Source organism: Mesorhizobium sp. M1143, assembly GCF_040318435.1.
In the GTDB taxonomy this organism is placed as follows: Bacteria; Pseudomonadota; Alphaproteobacteria; order Rhizobiales; family Rhizobiaceae; genus Mesorhizobium.
On record NZ_JAMYMJ010000012.1, the window covers coordinates 64,648 to 85,546 of the forward strand.

Below are 20,899 nucleotides of genomic sequence, written 5' to 3' on the forward strand. Positions count from 1 at the left end.
ATCAGTTGCCGGAGTTCATCACATAAAGCGCGCGCGAGCGCTCGAGATGCTTGATCATCGCCTTCTCGGCGCCGTCGGCATCCTTCTTCTCGATGCGGCCGATGATCTCTTCATGCTCGGTCAGCGTGAACTGTTCCTTGCCGGTCCAGATCAGCATTTCGGTGTGATATTCCTTCAGCCAACCGAGCATCGCTTCGCTCACGGCGACATAGATCGGGTTGCCGGAGATCGCCGCGATCTGGGTATGAAACTTCATGTCGGCGGAGATGAAGGCCTCGGAATCGCCGCGAAAGCCACGCTGTTCGGCAACCGTGGCGCGTAACCGGTGAACGTCCTCGGCGGTGGCGTTTTCGGCGGCTTCCCTGACCATGCCGCGCTCGAAGAAGATGCGCGCGGTTTTCAGGTGCTCCAACGTGTCCTTCGAGGACGACAGGATGATCTTGGCTGCGCCGTCGACCTGCTTGATGATCGACTTGGCGGTCAACTGCAGCACCTTGGCGCGTTCGCCATGCGAGATCGCGACGAGGCCCATATTGCTCAGCGCCTGCATCGCCTCGCGGATCGCGGGACGGCCGACCTCGAAGCGCTCCATCAACTCGCGCTCCGACGGCATGTCGTCGCCCGGCGTCAATTCTCCGCTGGTGATCAGGCGCTTCAGCCGCAAAAACACTTCGTCGGAAAGTTTGCGCCGGACGATCGGCTCCGAACGGTTCATCGTCGCGAATCACTCCCTTGACCTGTGTCTATCTAGCACTGCCGCAGCTGTTCCCGGAATGGCTGTCGCCCCGATCGGCCATAGCCGCAAGACAGGATATTGCTTGCAAAGCTTATGTACTCATTATACCAGATTCTGACGATCAAGGAACTAATTTCGAACCTCCGCGGCCTCAGACAACGAACCATGATCACGCTCACCTACCGCATCGAAACGTCAGGTAGCATCGAGGCGCTGGCGACCAAGATCGCCAGCGACCCGTCGCCTGGAACCGTAGTCGCGCTGCCCGGGGGGACCGCGGCACTGAAAGCCCGGGTGGCCGCGCGGGTCCTGGCCCTTCGGCATTTTCCTGGGGCTGGCAGGCCCTCGCTTCCCGAGGCCGGTGACGGGCCGTTCAAGCGCGCGGATGTCGACATCGCCTTTCCATTCGATGCCATCGGGACCGACCTGTCGGCGCTGATGACGATTGCCATCGGCGGCGCCTATTCGATCAAGGGCCTGTCCGGCATTCGCGTCGTCGACATGAAATTGCCGGGGGAATTCAGTGGCGCCCATCCGGGTCCGCAGTTCGGCGTCGCCGGCAGCCGCAGGCTGACAGGTGTTGCGGACCGACCGATTATCGGCACCATCGTCAAGCCGGCGCTGGGGCTTCGGCCACACGAGACCGCCGCAATGGTGGGGGAGCTGATCGCCGCCGGCGTCGATTTCATCAAGGACGACGAGAAGCTGATGAGCCCGGCCTATTCGCCGCTGGCGGAGCGGGTGAAGGCAATCATGCCGCTGATCCTCGACCACGAGCAGAGGACCGGCAAGAAGGTGATGTATGCCTTCGGCATCTCGCATGCCGACCCGGACGAGATGATGCGCAACCACGATCTGGTGGCCAAGGCGGGCGGCAATTGCGCGGTGGTCAACATCAATTCGATAGGCTTCGGTGGCATGGCGTTTCTTAGAAAACGCTCCAGCCTGGTGCTGCATGCCCATCGCAACGGCTGGGACATTCTTACTCGCCATCCCGGCCTCGGCATGGACTTCAAGGTCTGGCAACAGTTCTGGCGGCTGCTCGGCGTCGACCAGTTCCAGATCAACGGCATCCAATCGAAATACTGGGAGCCGGACGCGTCTTTCGTCGAGTCCTTCAAGGCGGTGACGACGCCGATTTTTGCCCCTGAGGATTGCGCCTTGCCTGTGGCGGGCTCCGGCCAATGGGGCGGGCAGGCGCCCGAGACCTATGAACGGACCGGCCGGACGGTCGATCTGCTCTATCTGTGCGGCGGCGGCATCGTCAGCCATCCGGATGGACCGGGCGCCGGGGTGCGTGCCGTGCAGCAAGCCTGGCAGGCGGCGGTCGACGGCATTCCGCTGGCGGATTTCGCCTTGGGCCATCCGGAGCTGGCGCGGTCGATCGAAAAGTTCGGCGACGGCAAAGCGGCCTGAAGCGATGCAAGATCTGCTTCTCAGCTATTATGGCGATGACCTCACCGGTTCGACCGACGTCATGGAAGCGCTCGAACTCGGCGGCGTGCCGACCGTGCTGTTCATGCGCCAGCCGGACGCGGCCATGGTTGAGCAGTTCAGCCATTGCCGCGCCATTGGCCTGGCCGGCACCAGCCGCAGCGAGACGCCGCAATGGATGAACACGCATCTGAGCGATGCCTTCGCTTGGCTGAAGACGCTGAATGCCGCGATCTGTCACTACAAGGTGTGCTCCACCTTCGATTCCAGCCCGACCATCGGCAGCATCGGTCGCGCCATCGAGATCGGCCGCTCGGTCTTCGCGCAGGACAGCGTGCCGCTGCTGGTCGGGGCGCCGCAGCTCAAGCGTTACACGGCCTTCGGTCATTTGTTCGCGGCCTATCGTGAAAAGTATTTCCGCATCGACCGCCATCCGGTGATGAGCCGCCACCCGACGACGCCGATGGATGAATCCGACCTGCTGATCCATCTGTCGCGGCAGACGGAGCTCACATCGGGGCTGGTCGACCTCGCGACGTTGGAGTCGGTGGCGCGCTCGGAGGCCTTCGACCGCTTGCTCGCAGAGGGCACCGACATCGTACTTGTCGATGTCGACAGCCGCGAGACGCAGGCGCTTGCCGGCAAGGAGATATGGCGCGCCCGCAAGCCGGGCGGTTCGTTCGTCGTCGGCTCGTCGGGGATCGAATATGCGCTGCTGGCCGAATGGGTGTCGAACGGGACAGTCAGAGCTGAACCAGAATTTTCGCCGCCAGGTGCCGCCGACCGGATCGCGGTCGTCTCGGGCAGTTGTTCGCCGACGACCGAACGACAGATCCGTCACGCTTTGACTGACGGCTTCGACGGCATCGAGGTCGATCCCGTCGAACTGGTCTCCGAAGCTTCCGGAGATGCGATTGCACGCGCGGCGGCAGCCGGTCGCACCAGCCTGGAAGCCGGGCGCAGCGTCGTTCTCTACACGGCCCTTGGACCCAACGCCGACAGGGGGGGCGAAATCGACCGCCAGGAAGGCGCCCGCCACAAGCTTGGTCGCGGCCTCGGCGAACTGCTTCGCGCGCTGACGATCGAGCAGAAGTTGCAGCGCGTGGTCATAGCCGGAGGCGACACGTCGAGCCACGCTCTCGGCCAGATGGGCGTCGGTGCGCTGACGGTGCGGATGCCGCTGCCGGCGTCGCCGGGCTCGCCGCTTTGCGTCGCTCACTCGCGTATTGAGGCGATCGATGGGCTGGAGGTGGCGCTCAAGGGCGGGCAGGTCGGAACCGACCGCTATTTCAGCGCCATCCGCGACGGCCTTAGCAGCTGACAACGCGTCGCTCCGGCAACCGCGAGATCCATCCGAAGCCTTTTTGTCGCGTATGTTGACGTTAAATTCACATAAAGATATGAGTTCTTTGTTGCGGCGAGGTGCTTTTGCCGTTTGTCCCCCTTGCTCAATCGGGGTTGTCGCCATGTGTTTCGCCCTTGCATCAGACTGCAGGATCGCCCTGTAGCAATCGCCAATGCTGAAAGAGGCGGTGATCATGCCCAGCCTGCTCGGAATCGATAACGGCCTCACGGTCACCAAGGCGGTCATCTTCGATGCCGACGGCACGCAATTGTCCGTGGCGCGTCGCCGGGTGCCGCAATCGATGCCCCACGCGCGCTGGGTGGAGCGCGACATGTCAGGCCTGTGGCAAGCAACAGCCGACGCCATCAAGGAGGCGATCGCGCTCTCCGGCAGGCCGGCGGAAGACATCAAGGCGGTGGCGGCGACCGCGCATGGCGATGGTCTCTATCTGCTCGATCATGATCGTCAGCCTTTGGGATCAGGCATCCTGTCGCTCGACAGCCGCGCCGGCGACATTGTCGAAAGGTGGTCCGCCGGTACCGTTTTCACCGATGCGCTGGCGACGACGGGCCAGACGCCGCATGTTTCGGCGCCGTCGGCGCTGCTGGCGTGGCTTAAGCAGAACGATCCTGATCGCTATGGCCGCATCGGCCATGTGCTGGCCTGCAAGGACTGGCTGCGCTTTTGCCTGACCGGCACGATCGGGACCGACCGCACGGAGGCCAGCACTTCATTCACGGATTTTCGCACGCAAGCCTATGCGCCTGAAGCGCTGCGCATCTTCGGGTTGGAGGATCTGTTCAACGCGCTGCCGCCGGTGGCGCATTCCGCTGACATCGCCGGTCAAGTCACAGCCGATGCCGCCGAAAGGACCGGCCTTCGCAAGGGAACACCGGTCGCCTGCGGCCTGCACGACGTGGCCGCATCGGCGCTTGGCATGGGCGGCCATGAAGACGGCGTGCTCGCCATCGTCGCCGGCACCTATTCCATCAATGAAGTCGTCTCTTCGCAACCGCGCGTCGACCGGCGTTGGTTCTGCCGCAACGCCATCGACGCGGGCCGTTGGAACAACATGTCGATCTCGCCGGCCTCGACCGCGAACTACGACTGGTTTCTCGACACCTTCTGTCGCTTGGAGCAAGACAGGACGGATGGCGGCTCCCTCCACGAATTGCTGGCGGGAGAGATCGACGCGGCGTTGAAGAAGCCTTCGACCATCCTGTTTCATCCCTATCTGTTCGGCTCTCCCTATGGCGATTTGGCCAGCGGCAGCTTTGTCGGCCTGCATGGCTGGCACAATCGCGGCGACATGCTGAAGGCGGTTCTGGAAGGCATCGCCTTCAATCACCGCACCCATGTCGAGGCTTTGCGCGACGGCTTTGCCGTCAGCGAGATCCGCCTGACCGGCGGCGGTTCGCGCAATCCTGCTTTCGTCCAGATGTTTGCCGACGTGCTGAACGCCCCGGTCACCGTCACCTCGACGGATGAGACCGCGGCCCTCGGTGCCGCGCTTTGCGCAGGTGCTGCGGTCGGCTTGTTCAAGACGCCGCAAGAGGGCGCCAGGCAGGTCGGCATGACGGAGCGGACGTACCAAACCGTGCCCGCCTCCAGTGCTGTGTTCAATGAGCGGTTTTCGCTCTACTGCCGCATAGCCGAGCAGCTGAAGTCGCATTGGCCTGATATCGAAAGGCTGGCGGGGGTAAACGCATGATCAAGGCCGACGAACGACGCGAAGAGATCGCCGATTATGTGATCAAGCTCGGCCAGGTGCGCATCGATGATCTGGTCGAGCATTTCGGCGTGTCGCGCATGACCATCCACCGGCATATCGACCGGCTGGCGCAGCAGGGCGTGCTGCGCAAGCTGCACGGTGCGGTGACGGTCCAGCCTTCCGGCCTCTACGAGAGCGCTTTCCGCTACCGGGTGACCGTCAATCGAGCCGAGAAGGATGCACTGGCGCGGGCGGCACTGGATTATATCGAGGCCGGCCAGGTGGTGATGCTGGACGATTCATCGACGGCAAACGCGGTCGCGACGCTGCTGCTCGACGTCAAGCCGCTGACCGTCATTTCCAACAGCGTCTCGACGGCGGGCCAATTGATCAATGTGGACGATATCGATTTCATCTGCCTCGGCGGCCAGTATCATCCCACTTACAATGCCTATATCGGCATTGTCTGCGAGAACGCCGTGGCGCAGTTGCGCGCCAATGTGCTGATCTGTTCGGCTTCGGCCGTCACCGGAACCACTGCTTTCATCCAGGATCCGAATGTCGTGCGGGTCAAGCAGGCGATGATGACCGCCTCCGTGAAGCGCATCCTTTTGGTCGACCACGCAAAATTCGACCGGATCGCGCTGCATGTCTTCGACGATCTGACCAGTTTCGACGCCGTGCTGGTGACCGAGGGCCTGGGCGATGCGCAGGCGCAGAGCCTCGAACGGGCGGGGGTGAAGTTGCGCATCGTCAAGACGAAGGCGCCATGAACCCAGCAGACGGAGCCGGGGCGGACAATCCCGCCGGGCGTCTCGCCGCGATGGCCGGGACCGGCGAAGTCGACGTCGTCATTCTTGGCGCCGGCATCAACGGGGCTGGGCTGTTTCGCGATCTGTGCGCGCAAGGTGTCAGCTGCCTGATCGTCGAAAAGGCGGATTTCGGCTCGGGCACCAGTGCCGCGCCGTCGAGGCTCATCCACGGCGGCTTGAAATATCTCGAGACCGGCGAGTTCGGGCTGGTGGCGCAGTCGACGCTCGAACGCAATCTGCTTCTTCAAAACGCGCCGCACTATGTCAGCCCGCTGCCGACCGTCATCCCGATCTTCTCGTGGAGCAAGGGCATGCTCGCGGCGTTGCGAACGCTGTTCGGCTCGACCAGCGCGCCGCGCAGCCGCGGCGCCATACTGATCAAGATCGGCTTGATGATCTACGATTTCTACGGTTCACGAAACCAGGTCATGCCGCGCCACCGCATGGTCGGGCGGCGGCAGGCGCTTGTTGAGATGCCGGCGCTCAATCCGGCGATCGTCGCCACCGGCACCTACTACGACGCCAAGATAAGTCACCCGGAAAGGCTGGTGCTGGAACTGATCCTCGACGGCTTGCAGGCTCACGCGGCGTCTGCCGGTGCCAACTACACGACACTGGCGGCTTCAGCCAATGGCGTGCTCACCTTCCAGCCGGAAAACGGCGCGGCCTTTTCGGTGCGGCCGAAGCTGGTGGTGAACGCCGCCGGTCCGTGGATCGACGACGTCAACGCGCTGCTTGGTGCTCCATCGAAGATGATCGGCGGCACCAAGGGCTCGCATATCCTGTTAAGGCATGACGAACTGGTCAAAAGCCTCGCCGGGCGCATGCTCTATTTCGAGGCCGATGACGGCCGCATCTGCCTGGTCTACGACTATCTCGGCCTGGCGCTGGTCGGCTCGACCGACATCAAGGCCGACAATCCGGACGCGGTCCGCTGCGAACCCGAAGAAGTCGACTATCTGCTCGACAGCGTGCGAACGCTGCTGCCGGGCATGGCGTTCGAGCGCGACCAGATCGTCTACGCCTATAGCGGCATCCGGCCGCTGCCGACGTCTGAAGCAGCGACGCCCGGACTGATCAGCCGCGATCATTCGGCGCCCGTTGCCGAGCCGGACGGCAACAGGCCCTTTGCAGTCATTTCGCTGGTCGGCGGCAAATGGACGACGTTCCGCGGCTTTGCCGAGGAAGTCACTGATACCGTACTCAAGCGCTTTCAGCGCAGCCGCAAGATGTCGACTCAGTCGATGCCGATCGGCGGTGGGCGGGATTTTCCGGCCAATGCCGCCGCGCGCGCGGACTGGCTGGCTGAGGCACAGCAGGCAACGGGCGCCGGGGAAGGGCGCCTTGATCAATTGCTGTCGCGCTACGGGACCAGAGCCGTTGAGATCGCCAGGCACGGGTCGGATGATGAGGGTTGCCTGCCGGACTCCGGCGGCTACGGCAAGGCGGAAATCGACTACATCGCGCGCAACGAGTTCGTCGAACATCTGGCCGATGTCGTTATGCGCCGCAGCACGTTGGCGATAGGCGGCTCGCTGACGAGCCGCGACCTGCAGGAGATTGCCGCGATCGCGGGGCGGGCGTTGGGGTGGAGCACCGAGCGCCTCACGCGGGAGGTCGAAGCCGCTGTTGTCGAGCTCGAAGGCAGGAACCTGATGCGGCTGGACTGATCGCTTGATCGCCGACGCCTAGCTTTTCCTGAGGCAATCCGATCGATTTGCCCTTGTTGCGCCCTGTGCATCAACCTTCCCATTTTGCACCCGGATTGGGATTTGCCGGCGCCTACGGGCTCATGCCGTCACTGGATACGGTAACACAAATTGACGTTAAATTAACACTACCGTATGGTCATATTGTATGCTTACCTTCTAATAGGCTCGCGTTGGCTGCCGAACGTCGGCTGAGGCAACCATCTGCGGAGGGATTGACAGCGGTGCAAAGGTATGAAAATTTTTGCACACAAAGATAATATTATCACCCTGGGGAGGGGATGGCTTGAATTCCGGCGGAAGCGCAAACCGCGACCATGAATCCAGCCTCGCCACGCGCGCGGCCTGGCTGCACTATGCCGGTGGTCTGACCCAGGCCCAGGTGGCCAAGCGGCTTGGCCTGACCAGCCTCAAGGCGCATAGGCTGATCACCAAGGCCAACCAGGAAGGTCTGGTCAGGGTCTTCATCGACGGCGACGTCGCCGAATGCGTCGACCTGGAACAGCGCCTGATCGCCGCCTATGGGCTCCACTATTGCGAGGTGGTTCCCGATCTCGATCAGGACGAACTGCCGCTCAAGGGGCTGGGCATTGCCGGCGCCCAGTTCCTGAAGCGCGAAATCGATCGCGGCGAAGACATGCTGATCGGCGTCGGCCATGGCCGCACGCTTGCCGCCAGCGTCGAATATCTGACGCGCGCAACTGCTGCTCACATCCGTTTCGTCTCGCTGCTTGGCGGCGTGACGCGCAAATTCGCCGCCAACCCGCACGACGTCATGCATCGCCTGGCAGAGCGGACCGGCGCGCAGGCTTTCGTCATGCCGGTGCCTTTTGTCGCCAATACCGCCGAGGACCGCGAAGTGCTGCTTGGCCAGCGCGGCATCAGCGATGTGTTCGCTCTCGCCAGCCGGTCCGACCTGATGTTCGTCGGAATAGGCACGGCCGAGCGGGAGGCGTCGCTGGTCGCCACCGGCATGATCGAGCCTTCCGAAATCGACGAGGTCAAGCGTGACGGCGGCGTTGGTGAATTGCTGGCGCATTTCTTCGACGACAAGGGGCGTCCGGTCGAAACGGCGCTGTCGGAAAGAATACTGGCGCTTCCGCGCGATCAGTTGAAGGGCCGCAGGATCGTTGCCGTCGCCGGCGGCAAGGTGAAGGTGCGCGCCATCAAGGCAGTACTCGAAAGCCGTTATCTCAGCGGCCTGATCACCGACGAATGCACGGCCCGCGCGCTGGTCGAGCTCGACGATGCAGCCGGGACCGCGAAGCGCTGCGTGAACGGAGGAACTTCGAATGCGTGACAACGGACAATCCGCACCGCTGGTGGTTGCATCATGAGCGCGAAGGCCACCGCCCGGCAAGCTTCGCCCGGCCTGCGCCGGGTGCTTGCCGGCGCTGCGTTTGTGGTTCTGCTCGGCGCCATGGCGCTCGACACCAAGGTGATCAAGATCGGCTCTGCCGGCGATGTTCGCAACGCGGTGTTTTCGGCCGCCGACTACGGCAAGTCTGAATTTCCCAAGGTGCAGGCCGATGTCGAAGCGCGTGCCGCCGACGCCGCGACGGTGGCGGCGGCGATCGCCAAGGACAGGGCGACGGCCGAAAAGGAATATGGCGTGCCGGCGGGAGTCGGACCGGTCATCTCGGTCAAGTTCACCGGCGTCGTCGGCGAGGGAAAATCGGGCATCTACAAGGTCGCCGTCGACGGTTTGCCGGACACGTTGACCGTCCGCGTACAGACTGGGCCGGCGATCAACGGAACCGAGCTTCGCGACGCCACCGGCAAGATCACCTTTGGTCAGTTCACCAACCAGATCGAGTATCAGGACGCCGGCTCGGCGCTGAACAACGAGATGAAGAAGGAGGTGCTGGCGAAAGTCGATACCAGTGCCTTGACCGGCAAGACAATAGCGGTGGTCGGCGTCTTCAAGCTGGTCAATCCGAAGAGCTGGCTGGTCACACCGGTGAGGCTGGACGTCAAATGACAATGACTGCCGGCACAGAACCCGCGACTGGCGATGCCGTGCTTTCGGCGCGCAATGTCGTCATGTCGTATGGCGGCGTCCACGCGCTCAAGGGCGTCAACTTCGACATCCATCGCGGCAAGGTCACCACCCTGTTCGGAGAGAATGGCGCCGGCAAATCGACGCTGATGAAGATCCTGTCCGGCGTGGTGACGCCGACATCCGGCGACATCGTGCTCGACGGCAATCTCGTCAGCTTTGCCTCGTCTTCGGACGCGCGCGATCGCGGCATTTCGATCATCCACCAGGAGCTCAGCCTGGCGCCGAATCTGAGCGTCCGCGACAACATCTTCATGGGCCGCGAACTGCGCACCAGAACCGGCCTCGACTTCGCCGAGGAGTCGCGCCAGGCGCGGGCGCTGATGGCCGACCTCGAAGAAGACATCGATCCGATGACCCTGGTCGAGGACCTGCGCCTGGGGCAGCAACAGATCGTCGAGATCGCACGCGCGCTGTCGGTCGATTCCCGCATCCTGATCATGGACGAGCCGACCTCCGCACTCAGTGCGACCGAGGTGGAGGTGCTGTTCAAGGTGATCCGCGATCTGACCAACCGCGGTGTCTCCATCGTCTACATCTCGCATCACCTCGAAGAGGCGCTGCAGATCACCGACTACGCCGTCGTGCTGCGTGACGGGGCGATCACGGCAACGGCCGAGGCCAAGGACATCGACCTCGAATGGATCGTCCGCAACATGGTGGGTGAGAATTTCGACCTCGGCTCGCCGCCGACCGGCCATGCGTTTGGTGAGGTCGCGCTGTCGATCGCGGATGTCAGCGTCACCGACGCTTCGGGTTCAGGCTACGTCGTCGATCATCTGTCGCTGGATGTCAAAGCGGGCGAGATCGTCTGCATCTATGGGCTGATGGGCGCGGGCCGCACGGAATTGCTGGAGGCCGTCGCCGGCCGTGTGCCCATGGCGCGCGGGCGGGCGCTGCTGGAGGGTGAGGACGTTTCGGGGCTGACCATTGCCCAGCGCATCGCCCGAGGTCTGGTTCTGGTCCCCGAGGATCGCCAGCGCGACGGCCTGGTTCAGACCATGACCGTCGGCCGCAATCTGTCGCTTGCCAGCATCGAGGCGTTCGCGAAAGGCCTGTTCCTCTCCCGGCCGAGGGAACGCGCACTGATCGACGATTCGATCCGCAAGGTGACCATCAAGACCGCGGGCGGCAACGCCATGATCGGATCGCTGTCGGGCGGCAACCAGCAGAAGGTCGTCATCGGCAAGATGCTGACGACAGATCCCAAGGTCATCCTTCTCGACGAGCCGAGCCGCGGCATCGATGTCGGCGCCAAGGCCGAAGTCTTTCGCTTGCTCAGCGAGCGTGCCGCGCAAGGCCTGGCGGTCGTCTTCTCGACCTCGGAGGTCAATGAGTGCCTCAGCATCGCCCATCGCATCGTCGTGATGCGGCGCGGCAAGATTTCAGCCGAATTCGGCGCCAACGCCACCAAAGAGCAGATCATGGCCGCCTCTGGCGAAGCCGTGGTCGCCTGACCATAGAATTTCGGAGCCCCGACCCATGAGCGATGTCAGCCAGGCCAGCAAACAGTCCAGCCCCAATGCGGGCGGCGACGGCTTCGACGTGGCCAAGCTGCTGCTCGAAGGCCGGGCCTTCTTTGCCCTGATCGTCATCATTGTCGTCTTCTCGATCCTGTCGCCCTATTACCTCTCGGTGGCGAATTTCCTGACCATGGCCTCGCATGTCGCCATCTTCGGGATTCTCGCCGTCGGCATGCTGCTGGTCATCCTCAATGGCGGCATCGACCTGTCGGTGGGGTCGACGCTCGGGCTTGCCGGCGTCGTCGCTGGGTTTCTGATGCAGGGCGTGACGCTGACCTGGCTGGGCGTCGTTCTCTACCCGCCGGTCTGGATGGTCGCGGTGCTGGCCTGCATGCTGGGTGCGGCCGTCGGGCTTATCAACGGCGTGCTGATCGCGCGGTTCAAGGTTCCGGCCTTCGTCGCCACGCTCGGCGTCATGTACATGGCGCGCGGCCTGGCACTGCTGATGACCAGCGGCCTGACCTACAACAATCTCGGCGGCAAGCCGGAGTTGGGCAACACCGGTTTCGATGCTCTCGGCTTCAACCGCCTGTTCGGCGTGCCGACCGGCGTGGTGGTGCTGGCGGTTATCGCGCTGATCGGCAGCATCGTCCTGAACCGCACCGCCTTTGGACGCTGGCTCTACGCCTCGGGCGGCAATGAGCGCGCCGCCGAACTCTCCGGCGTTCCGGTCAAGACCGTGCAGATTTCGGTCTATGTGCTGTCGGGCATCTGCGCCGCCATTGCCGGCCTGATCCTGTCCTCGCAGCTGACCTCGGCCGGGCCGACCGCCGGCACCACCTACGAACTGACGGCCATCGCCGCCGTGGTCATCGGCGGCGCCGCACTCACCGGCGGGCGCGGCAACATTCGCGGCACCTTGCTCGGAGCCTTCGTCATCGGCTTCCTATCCGATGGTCTGGTGATCATCGGCATCTCATCCTACTGGCAGACAGTGTTCACCGGCGCCGTCATCGTGCTCGCCGTGCTCCTCAATGCCGTTCAGTATCGCCGCCGTAGCAAGCTTCCAGCTTCGACGGGCGGCCAACCGACTTCTCAGAAACGGGGGAAGGCCGAACCGGCCAATCCTGCCCAAGGGAAGACTGCCAGCTGACTGGCAGCAAGACCGCGTAAAATCATTGGAGGAATGTACATGAAAATCGTGCTTAGAAGTTTGCTTGCCGCCGCGATGGTGGTCGGGTTTAGCGCAGCCGCATCGGCCGCGGGCCTGATCTCGATCATCGTCAACGATCCGGCCAACCCCTACTGGCTGACCGAAGGCAACGTCGCCAAGGCCGAAGCCGAAAAGCTTGGCTATACAGCCAACGTCGCCGCCCACAAGGGCGACACCAATACCGAAAGCAATCTGATCGACACCGCCATCACCAACAAGTCGGTGGCGATCATCCTCGACCCGGCCAATGCCGATGGTTCGGTCGGCGCGGTGAAGAAGGCGATTGCCGCCAACATCCCGGTTTTCCTCGTCAATGCCGAGATCAACCAGGAAGGTCTTGCCAAGGGACAGCTCGTCTCCAACAACGCCCAGGGTGCGGCTCTCGGCGCCCAGCAGTGGGTGCAGGCGGTCGGTGAAAAGGGCAAGTATGTCGAACTGCTCGGCGCCCCCTCGGACAACAACGCCGCCACGCGCTCGAACGGCTACGCGACTGTGCTGAGCCAGTATCCGGATCTCGAAAAGGCCGCTTCGCAGGTCGCCAACTGGGATCGTACCCAGGGACACGACAAGATGCAGAGCATGCTGCAGGCCAATCCCGACATCATCGCGGTGATCAGCGGCAACGACGAAATGGCGCTTGGCGCGGTTGCGGCGCTGAAGGAAGCCGGCAAGCTCGCCGGCATCAAGGTCGGCGGCTTTGACGGCTCCCCGGATGCGGTTGCGGCCATCAAGTCCGGCGAACTGCAGTACACCGTGCTTCAGCCGGTGGCCATCTTCTCGGCCAAGGCCGTGCAGCAGGCCGACTCGTTCATCAAGACGGGCGCTACCGGCGCCACCAGCGAGAAGCAACTGTTCGATTGCCTGCTCATCACCAAGGACAATGTGGACAAGTACACCGCACCCTTCGTGCTGTCGGAATAAAAACCTGCTCAGGGGGTGTCCTTCGCGGACACTCCCTGGCTCTTCCATGGCTTCGAGACAACAAAGACTGCTCCTTGTGACTTGCCTTCATAACCATCCGGAACTTGCGGCATGAAAGACCTGCTGATCGGGATCGACGCGGGAACGTCCGTGATCAAATCGGTCGCTTTCGATCTATCGGGGCGGCAGCTCGCCATGGCATCGGTGACCAACAGCTTCGTCACGCTGGAAGGCGGCGGCGCCGAACAGGACCTTAATCAGACCTGGCGCGACATGGTGCTGACCGTTCTCGATCTGGCGACGAAAATTCCAGACCTCGCGCGGCGAACCGCGGCCGTCGCGGTCACCGGGCAGGGCGACGGCACCTGGCTGATCGATGGCGACGGCATGCCGGTCGGGCGCGCGTGGCTCTGGCTCGATGCGCGCGCCGGACATCTGGTGGACGAGATGCGCGGCGATCCCCGGGATCGCACGCGGTTCGAGATCACCGGCACCGGGCTCAACGCCTGCCAGCAGGGCGCTCAGCTCAGCTGGCTGAAGAAAAACAGCCCGGAAATCCTGGAGCGCGCCGCCACTGCCTTTCACTGCAAGGACTGGCTCTATTTCAAGATGACCGGCGAGCGCGCCACCGATCCTTCGGAGGGAACATTCACCTTCGGCGATTTCCGCGCGCGCAGCTATTCCGACGAGGTGCTCGACATTCTGGATCTGACGTCGCACCGCCGCCTGCTGCCCCCCATGCTCGAAGGCACGACCGACCATCATCCGCTTTCTGCGTCGGCAGCAGGCGAGACCGGCCTGCTTGCGGGCACGCCGGTGGTGCTGGGCTACGTCGACATGGTCAGCACCGCGCTCGGCGCCGGCCTCTATGATCCAAGCGGCAATGTCGGCTGCACGGTCATCGGCTCGACCGGCATCCACACACGCCTAGCGCGCACTCCTGATGATGTCGTCCTCAACGACAATGCCTCCGGCTACACGATCGCCATGCCGGTTCCGGGCGCCTATGCGCAGCTGCAATCCAATATGGCGGCGACGCTCAACATCGACTGGCTGCTTGGCCTGGCGCGCGACGTGCTGACCGCCAGCGGCGCAAAACCTTCGCGCGACGAGCTGCTGAAAGCGCTCGATGTCTGGGTCGAAGGATCGGAGCCGGGATCGCTGGTCTATCAGCCCTATATCTCGCTCGCCGGCGAACGCGGACCGTTCGTTGACCCCGACGCACGCGCGGGCTTCATCGGCCTCTCGGTCAAGCACGGTTTTGGCGATCTGGCGCGCGCCGTTCTCGAGGGATTGGCCTTCGCGGCCCGCGATTGCTACCAGGCCATGGGCAGCATGCCCAGCGAGATCCGCCTGTCTGGCGGCGCGGCGCGCAGTCCGTCGCTGCGCCGTATTATCGCCGCGGCAACCCGCGCGCAGGTCAGAACCAGCAGCCGCCAAGAAGCAGGTGCCGCGGGTGCGGCGATGATGGCCGCGGTCGGGCTCGGCTTTTATCGCTCGATGGATGATTGCTGCGCCGAATGGGTGACGCCGCTTCTGGGCGAATGCGACGCCTATGACGAGGCGCTTTCGCAAACCTACGATGCGCTGTTTCCGTCTTTTGTCGCGGCGCGTCAGGCGCTGCATCCGGTGTGGAAATCGATGGCGCACCGCACAGGAGCTAAGTCTTGAGCGATACAACGGATATTGTCGATCTCTTCGTGATCGGCGGTGGCGTCAACGGCGCCGGCATAGCGCGCGATGCCGCGGGTCGCGGGCTGTCGGTCATCCTGTGCGAGAAGGACGATCTGGCGCAAGGCACCAGCTCGCGTTCCGGCAAGCTGGTGCATGGCGGCCTGCGCTATCTCGAATATTACGAGTTCCGGCTGGTGCGCGAAGCGCTGATCGAGCGCGAGGTGCTGCTTGAGGCGGCGCCGCACATCATCTGGCCAATGCGTTTCGTGCTGCCGCACAGCCCCGAGGACCGGCCGGCATGGCTGGTGCGGCTCGGGCTGTTTCTCTACGACCATCTTGGCGGCCGCAAGCGGCTGCCGGGAACGAGGACACTGAACCTGAGAACGGCGCCGGAAGGGGCGCCGATCAGGGACGAATTCAAGCGTGGCTTCGAATATTCCGACTGCTGGGTCGATGACGCCAGGCTGGTGCTGCTCAATGCGCTCGATGCCAGTCAGCGCGGCGCAAAAGTCTTCACTCGCACTGCCTGTATTGCTGCCTGGCGCGAAGACGGCCTGTGGTCGATCGACATGCAGGACGGCCGCACGGGCGCTGTGACGAGGGTCCGCGCACGCGGGTTGGTCAACGCGGCCGGGCCATGGGTGAATGACATCGTCAGCCGCGTCGCCGGACAGAATTCCACCCGCAACGTTCGCCTGGTAAAAGGAAGCCATATCGTCGTGCCAAAATTCTGGGAGGGACGGCAGGCCTATCTGATCCAGAACAACGACAAGCGGGTGATTTTCGTCAATCCGTATGAGAACGATCTGGCGCTGATCGGCACCACCGACATACCCTATGAAGGCAGGCCTGAGCTAGTGGCGGCCGAAGCCAGCGAAATCGATTATCTGATCAAGGTGGTCAACCGCTACTTCAAGCGCCAACTCACCGCGCAGGACGTGGTCTACAGTTTCTCGGGCGTGCGGCCGCTCTATGACGACAATGCCGACAACCCGAGCGCGGTGACGCGCGACTACATCTTCGAACTCGACGCCCCGAACGGTGGCGCGCCGCTGCTTTCTGTGTTCGGCGGCAAGATCACCACCTTCCGCAAACTGTCCGAACATGCGCTGGAAAAGATCCAGCCCTTCTTTCCGACCATGAAGAAGGCCTGGACAGCCAAAATTCCCCTGCCGGGAGGCGACCTGCCCAACGCGGATTTCGAGCAGTTCCTGGGCGATCTGCACGCCGAGTTTTCGTGGCTTAGCCCGTCGCTGGTGAAGCACTATGCCCGCAGCTACGGCACGCGCACGCGCGCCTTGCTGAAAGGCGTAAAAGGCGAAGCCGATCTCGGCCGTCGTTTCGGCCCGGATTTCTATGAGCTCGAAGCTGTCTTCCTGTTCGAGACCGAATGGGCGATGACCGCCGCCGACGTTCTCGAACGCCGGACCAAACACGGGCTGCATATCAATGCGGCCGAGCGGAAAACATTCGAAGACTGGTGCACAAAGACAATGGCGGCGGTGAACTGATGGCCTTCACGCTTTCGCTGAACACCAACCCGCTGGTCAATCGCTTCGCCGATCCCGACGATCTGATCGACGCCATTGCCTATGGCATCGGCATCCGCGACGTGCAACTGACGCATGAATTCGTCAATCCGGGCTGGCCGGCGGCAACGATCGCCAAGTTCGTTCGCCTGTTCAACAGCGCCCTGGCGCGGACCGGCGTGCGGATCACTTCGGGTATGACCGGTCCCTATGGCCGGCTCAATCATTTCGGCCATCCGGACGCGGATGTGCGCCGCTATTATGTCGATTGGTTCAAGACCTTCGCCGACATCTCCGCCGAACTCGGCGCGTCGGGCATGGGCACGCAGTTCGCCATATTCACCTACAAGGATTTTGACGATCCGCAGCGGCGCGCGGCGCTTCTCGACATCGCGCTCGAATGCTGGCGCGAAGTGGCCGAGCACGCCAAGGCGGCGGGCCTGACCTACCTTTTCTGGGAACCGATGTCGGTCGGCCGCGAGTTTGGCCACACGATCGAAAGCTGCGTCGAATTGCAGGGCGCCATCGATGCGGCCAAGCTGCCGATCCCGATGCAGATGATGGTCGACATCGACCATGGCGACGTGACCTCGCCCAATCCTGACGACACTGATCCCTATGCCTGGGCGAAAGCGTTCCCGTTGCAATCGCCGATCATCCACATCAAGCAATCGTCGATGAACAAGGGCGGGCACTGGCCGTTCACCGCCGCCTACAACAAGGATGGCCGCATCATCCCGCAGAAGCTGCTCGACGCCGTGCGGGCGGGTGGCGGAACCGACAATGAAATCTGCCTTGAACTTTCCTTCCGGGAGAGGGAACCGGTCGATCATCAGGTTATTGCAATGATCCGTGAGTCGGTGGATTTCTGGGCGCCTTACATCGACAGCGGCCGCGAAAGTCTCAAGCCTCGCGCTTGAGGCAAACCGCCGGCCCGAAGGCCGGCGCAGACCCGGAAACACGCATCATTCGAATTTCGGATCGAAGGAGAGAAGAATGGCCCCATATTGGGTCGGCACGAGCTGGAAGATGAACAAGACGCTGGCGGAGGCGCTGCAGTTCGCCGAGGCATTGGCTGCCTTCGTGCCCGGCTTCGATCCGGCGATACAGCCTTTCGTCATTCCGCCCTTCACCGCGGTGCGGCAGGTCAAGGCGGCGCTCGCCAACACCCGCGTCAAGGTTGGCGCCCAGAACATGCATTGGGCCGATGCCGGTGCCTGGACGGGCGAGATTTCGCCGGTGATGCTGAGGGATTGCGGGCTCGACCTGATCGAACTCGGCCATAGCGAACGCCGCGAGCATTTTGGTGAGACGGACAGGACCGTAGGACTGAAAACGGCGGCGGCGGTCAGGCACGGCTTTGTGCCGCTGATCTGTGTCGGCGAGACGCTGGCCGAGCGCGAGGGCGGCCGCGCCGACGAAATTCTGACCGCGCAGGTCTTGGGCGCGCTGCAGGGTCTCGCAAACAATGAGTTGTCGGCAGAGATACTCTTTGCCTATGAACCGGTGTGGGCGATCGGCGAGAAAGGCATTCCGGCCAGCGCCGACTATGCCGACAAGCAGCAGGCGCTGATCAAGCAGGTCGCAGCAACCCGGTTGCCGACCGCCCCGCTTGTGCTCTACGGCGGCAGCGTCAATCCCGGCAACGCGGCTGAACTGATTGGCCAGCCGCGTATCGATGGGCTGTTCATCGGCCGCTCGGCATGGCAAGCGGAAGACTATATCGACATTCTCAAAAAGGCGTCGGCCGCCATCGCGCGCTGACCACGAAAACGAAGGAGTTCATTGCCATGAAGATCGCACTCGGAGCCGACAGCGCCGGCAAGCCGCTGCTCGATGTCATCGCCAAGCATCTCGCCACCAAGCCAGAACTGCAGGTCGTCGATCTCAGCCAGGCCGGATTCTACGCCGATATTGCCGCTGCGGTCGGCCACGAAATTGTCGACGGCAATTACGACCGCGCCATCCTGTTTTGCGGCACCGGCATCGGCGTCAGCATCTCGGCCAACAAGGTGCCCGGAATCCGTGCCGCGCTAACCCACGACACCTATTCGGCGGAACGCGCTGCGAAATCCAACAATGCCCAGATCATCACCATGGGTGCGCGCGTCATCGGCCCCGAACTGGCCAAATCGATCGCCGACGCCTGGCTGGCCTCGGAGTTCGATCCGAACGGTCCCTCTGCCGCCAACGTGCAGGCTGTCGACAAGCTCGACGCGAAGCGCTGAGGATCCGCTCCCGACCTAGCCGGTCAAGGCGATCCGCATCGCCTCGATGACGGTTACGGCGGACGCCGCGCCTGGATCCATATGGCCAAGCGAGCGTTCGCCGAGGCGGGAGGCCCGGCCCTTGGTGGCGATCATCGCCTTGGTCGCCTCCGCGCCGGCCTTTGCCGCCTCGGCTGCAGCCGCGAGGCTGCCGGCCAGCCCCTTGCCGGCGGCCAGTGCCTCGCCCGCAGCCGTCGCGGCCGGCGCCCACGCATCGATCATCGTCTTTTCCCCAGGCTCGGCCTTGCCGCGATCCTGAATGCCTCTGGCCATCGCTTGGAACATAGCGACCGCGTCGGCGTCGTCGAGCGTCGCCTTGCCCTTGACGGCGGCCGCGCCGCGCATGAATGCCGTGGCATAGAGCGGGCCCGAGGAGGCGCCGACGGCGTTGAGGAACGACTTCGCCGCCGTGTTCAGCAAGATGGTCGGATCGGTGGTCCCGTCGTCCAATACGGCCACCGCGTCGCGTGCCGCGGCAAATCCCAACTCCATGGCAATGCCGTGGTCGGCATCGCCGATCACCCCGTCAAGCGCGCACAACCGGTCCCGGTCGGCTGACATGGCGTCGGTGATGGCAACGAACATCGCGGCAAGGCGGGTGGTGTCGATTGTTGTCATCTGTTGTTCCTTGCCGTCCCCAGTTTACCCGGCGCGAAACATGGCGCAGTCGCAAGGGTGGTCGAGCATCGTTTGCAACTCGTCGTCGAGGTGGTGCAGCGTGATCGAAGCGCCGGCCATTTCGAGCGAGGTGCAGTAATTGCCGACCCAGCTTGCGTGAATGGATACACCGATATCGTCAAGCCGCTGCTTCACGCGCCGGTTCATGATGTAGAGTTCCATCAGCGGTGTCGAACCCAGCGAATTGACCAGCACGGCGACCTTCTCGCCGCGTGCCGGCGCCATCTCGGCGAGAATCCTGTCCAACATTTCGTCGGTGATCTCGTCGGCCGTTTTGAGTTTTCCGCGTGCGATGCCGGGTTCGCCATGGATGCCCATGCCGATCTCCATCTCGTCGGGTCCGATTTCCAAATTCGGCCGGCGGGTTTGCGGCAACGAACAGGGCGCCAATGCGACGCCCATGGTAAAGGTGTGGTCGTTGGCTTTCCCGGCAATGCGTTCGCATTCATCGAAAGACAACATGCGGTCGCAGGCGGCGCCTGCCGCCTTGAAGATGAAGAAGTTCCCTGCGACACCGCGCCGCTTGTGCCTGTCACCAACGGGCGCGGAAGCGACGTCGTCGGTGCTCAGCACCGTGCGCACCTCGATGTCGTCCATCGCGGCCATCTCGGCCGCCATGTCGAAATTCATGACGTCGCCGGCATAGTTGCCGTACATGAACAGCACACCGGCGCCGCCGCTCGCCGCCTTGGCGCATTCGAGGATCGGGTCGGGCGGCGGAGAGGCGAAGACATTGCCGATCGCCGCCGCGTCGGCCAGCCCCTTGCCGACGAAGCCGAGAAAACTCGGCTCGTGGCCCGAGCCGCCACCAATGACGAGGCCTACCTTGCCTTGGCGCGGTCCATCGCGGGCGATGATCGAGCGCGGGCTTCCGTCAACGGCTTTGAGATGGCGGGGATGCGCAGCCAGGATGCCTTCCAGCATCTCGTCGACGGCCCGATTGCCGTCATTGATGATCTTCTTGGTTTGCACCAACGTCCTCCCGATTTGGTATTTTCATAGGTGATACCGGGCGTTATCAGGCTGCCTTCGGGCGAGGGCAGGGGCGCGATGCCCACCAAACTGCCTCGATCGGCTTCGTAGCTGTTACCAGCCGTTCTGGCAGAAGCTAAGCGGACCGAAGTGCGCGGACAATGGCGCTGTAGTGTACAAGATCGCACCACGGCTTAGAAAAGGCGGTGGCTCCCCGGGCCGGATTCGAACCAGCGACCAACCGGTTAACAGCCGGTTGCTCTACCACTGAGCTACCGGGGAATAGAGGCTCTCATGTGAGTGGCGCAGCCTATAGCAAACCCTTTTCGGCTTTGCAAAGAAGCATTTCGCATTTTTTAGCGCATTTTCACCCAAT

18 protein-coding genes and 1 tRNA gene are annotated in these 20,899 nt (G+C 63.2%); 15 read left to right on the plus strand and 4 right to left on the minus strand.

All coding sequences use genetic code 11. From position 1 onward, the window contains the following. Window position 1: 1 nt before the first annotated feature. The gene (locus tag NKH35_RS11890; protein WP_352914626.1) at window positions 2-715 is read right to left on the minus strand and encodes a transcriptional regulator NanR; all 714 of its coding nucleotides are present in this window, start codon (window positions 713-715) and stop codon (window positions 2-4) included. 186 nt (window positions 716-901) lie between these two features. Between NKH35_RS11890 and oiaX the strand changes: the two genes are divergently transcribed. The 15 genes from oiaX (at window position 902) to derI (ending at window position 18,834) form a co-directional block, all read left to right on the plus strand. After that, on the plus strand, window positions 902-2,152 hold the full coding sequence (gene oiaX, locus NKH35_RS11895; RefSeq protein ID WP_352914628.1) for a 3-oxo-isoapionate-4-phosphate decarboxylase OiaX: 1,251 nt from the start codon (window positions 902-904) through the stop codon (window positions 2,150-2,152). A gap of 4 nt (window positions 2,153-2,156) precedes the next feature. Further along, window positions 2,157-3,491 carry a four-carbon acid sugar kinase family protein gene (locus NKH35_RS11900; RefSeq protein WP_352914631.1) on the plus strand — a complete coding sequence of 445 codons (1,335 nt, stop codon included), beginning with the start codon at window positions 2,157-2,159 and terminating at the stop codon, window positions 3,489-3,491. A gap of 217 nt (window positions 3,492-3,708) precedes the next feature. Next, window positions 3,709-5,226, plus strand: a complete 1,518-nt coding sequence (locus NKH35_RS11905) for an FGGY-family carbohydrate kinase (RefSeq protein WP_352914675.1) — start codon at window positions 3,709-3,711, stop codon at window positions 5,224-5,226. After that, the gene (locus NKH35_RS11910; protein ID WP_023672603.1) at window positions 5,223-5,999 is read left to right on the plus strand and encodes a DeoR/GlpR family DNA-binding transcription regulator; all 777 of its coding nucleotides are present in this window, start codon (window positions 5,223-5,225) and stop codon (window positions 5,997-5,999) included. The genes NKH35_RS11905 and NKH35_RS11910 overlap by 4 nt, the downstream gene beginning before the upstream one ends. Further along, entirely contained in the window at window positions 5,996-7,708 is a 1,713-nt protein-coding gene (locus tag NKH35_RS11915; RefSeq protein WP_502906976.1) for a glycerol-3-phosphate dehydrogenase/oxidase, read from the plus strand. The genes NKH35_RS11910 and NKH35_RS11915 overlap by 4 nt, the downstream gene beginning before the upstream one ends. Window positions 7,709-8,033: 325 nt before the next feature. Further along, window positions 8,034-9,047 carry a sugar-binding transcriptional regulator gene (locus NKH35_RS11920; protein WP_023672601.1) on the plus strand — a complete coding sequence of 338 codons (1,014 nt, stop codon included), beginning with the start codon at window positions 8,034-8,036 and terminating at the stop codon, window positions 9,045-9,047. Between the two features lie 33 nt (window positions 9,048-9,080). Further along, window positions 9,081-9,728: a DUF2291 family protein gene (locus tag NKH35_RS11925; protein ID WP_023833799.1), complete on the plus strand. Its 648-nt coding sequence runs from the start codon at window positions 9,081-9,083 to the stop codon at window positions 9,726-9,728. Next, the gene (locus NKH35_RS11930; protein WP_352914634.1) at window positions 9,725-11,263 is read left to right on the plus strand and encodes a sugar ABC transporter ATP-binding protein; all 1,539 of its coding nucleotides are present in this window, start codon (window positions 9,725-9,727) and stop codon (window positions 11,261-11,263) included. Before NKH35_RS11925 ends, NKH35_RS11930 begins: the two co-directional genes overlap by 4 nt. Before the next feature lie 25 nt (window positions 11,264-11,288). After that, window positions 11,289-12,422 (plus strand): ABC transporter permease, encoded by a 1,134-nt coding sequence (locus NKH35_RS11935; RefSeq protein WP_352914637.1) that lies wholly within the window; start codon window positions 11,289-11,291, stop codon window positions 12,420-12,422. A gap of 39 nt (window positions 12,423-12,461) precedes the next feature. After that, window positions 12,462-13,403: a D-ribose ABC transporter substrate-binding protein gene (locus NKH35_RS11940; protein WP_081726801.1), complete on the plus strand. Its 942-nt coding sequence runs from the start codon at window positions 12,462-12,464 to the stop codon at window positions 13,401-13,403. Window positions 13,404-13,514: 111 nt separating this feature from the next. Further along, window positions 13,515-15,074, plus strand: coding sequence for an FGGY-family carbohydrate kinase (locus NKH35_RS11945; RefSeq protein ID WP_023672596.1), 1,560 nt, complete (start codon window positions 13,515-13,517; stop codon window positions 15,072-15,074). After that, complete coding sequence (locus NKH35_RS11950) at window positions 15,071-16,588, plus strand: glycerol-3-phosphate dehydrogenase (RefSeq protein WP_023672595.1); 1,518 nt, start codon at window positions 15,071-15,073, stop codon at window positions 16,586-16,588. Before NKH35_RS11945 ends, NKH35_RS11950 begins: the two co-directional genes overlap by 4 nt. Continuing rightward, on the plus strand, window positions 16,588-17,526 hold the full coding sequence (locus tag NKH35_RS11955; protein ID WP_023710712.1) for a sugar phosphate isomerase/epimerase family protein: 939 nt from the start codon (window positions 16,588-16,590) through the stop codon (window positions 17,524-17,526). The genes NKH35_RS11950 and NKH35_RS11955 overlap by 1 nt, the downstream gene beginning before the upstream one ends. Before the next feature lie 76 nt (window positions 17,527-17,602). Then, window positions 17,603-18,370 (plus strand): triose-phosphate isomerase, encoded by a 768-nt coding sequence (locus tag NKH35_RS11960; protein WP_023672593.1) that lies wholly within the window; start codon window positions 17,603-17,605, stop codon window positions 18,368-18,370. Window positions 18,371-18,396: 26 nt separating this feature from the next. Continuing rightward, complete coding sequence (gene derI / locus NKH35_RS11965) at window positions 18,397-18,834, plus strand: D-erythrulose-4-phosphate isomerase (RefSeq protein ID WP_023672592.1); 438 nt, start codon at window positions 18,397-18,399, stop codon at window positions 18,832-18,834. Between the two features lie 15 nt (window positions 18,835-18,849). On the opposite strand, the gene dhaL is transcribed toward derI, so the two are convergent. From dhaL to NKH35_RS11980, 3 genes are all read right to left on the minus strand, one after another. After that, a complete protein-coding gene (dhaL, locus tag NKH35_RS11970; protein ID WP_352595559.1) occupies window positions 18,850-19,491 on the minus strand; it encodes a dihydroxyacetone kinase subunit DhaL in 642 nt (213 codons plus the stop codon). Between the two features lie 24 nt (window positions 19,492-19,515). Then, window positions 19,516-20,523, minus strand: a complete 1,008-nt coding sequence (locus NKH35_RS11975) for a dihydroxyacetone kinase subunit DhaK (protein WP_352914640.1) — start codon at window positions 20,521-20,523, stop codon at window positions 19,516-19,518. Between the two features lie 207 nt (window positions 20,524-20,730). Continuing rightward, a tRNA-Asn gene (locus NKH35_RS11980) sits at window positions 20,731-20,805 on the minus strand. Window positions 20,806-20,899 lie beyond the last annotated feature (94 nt).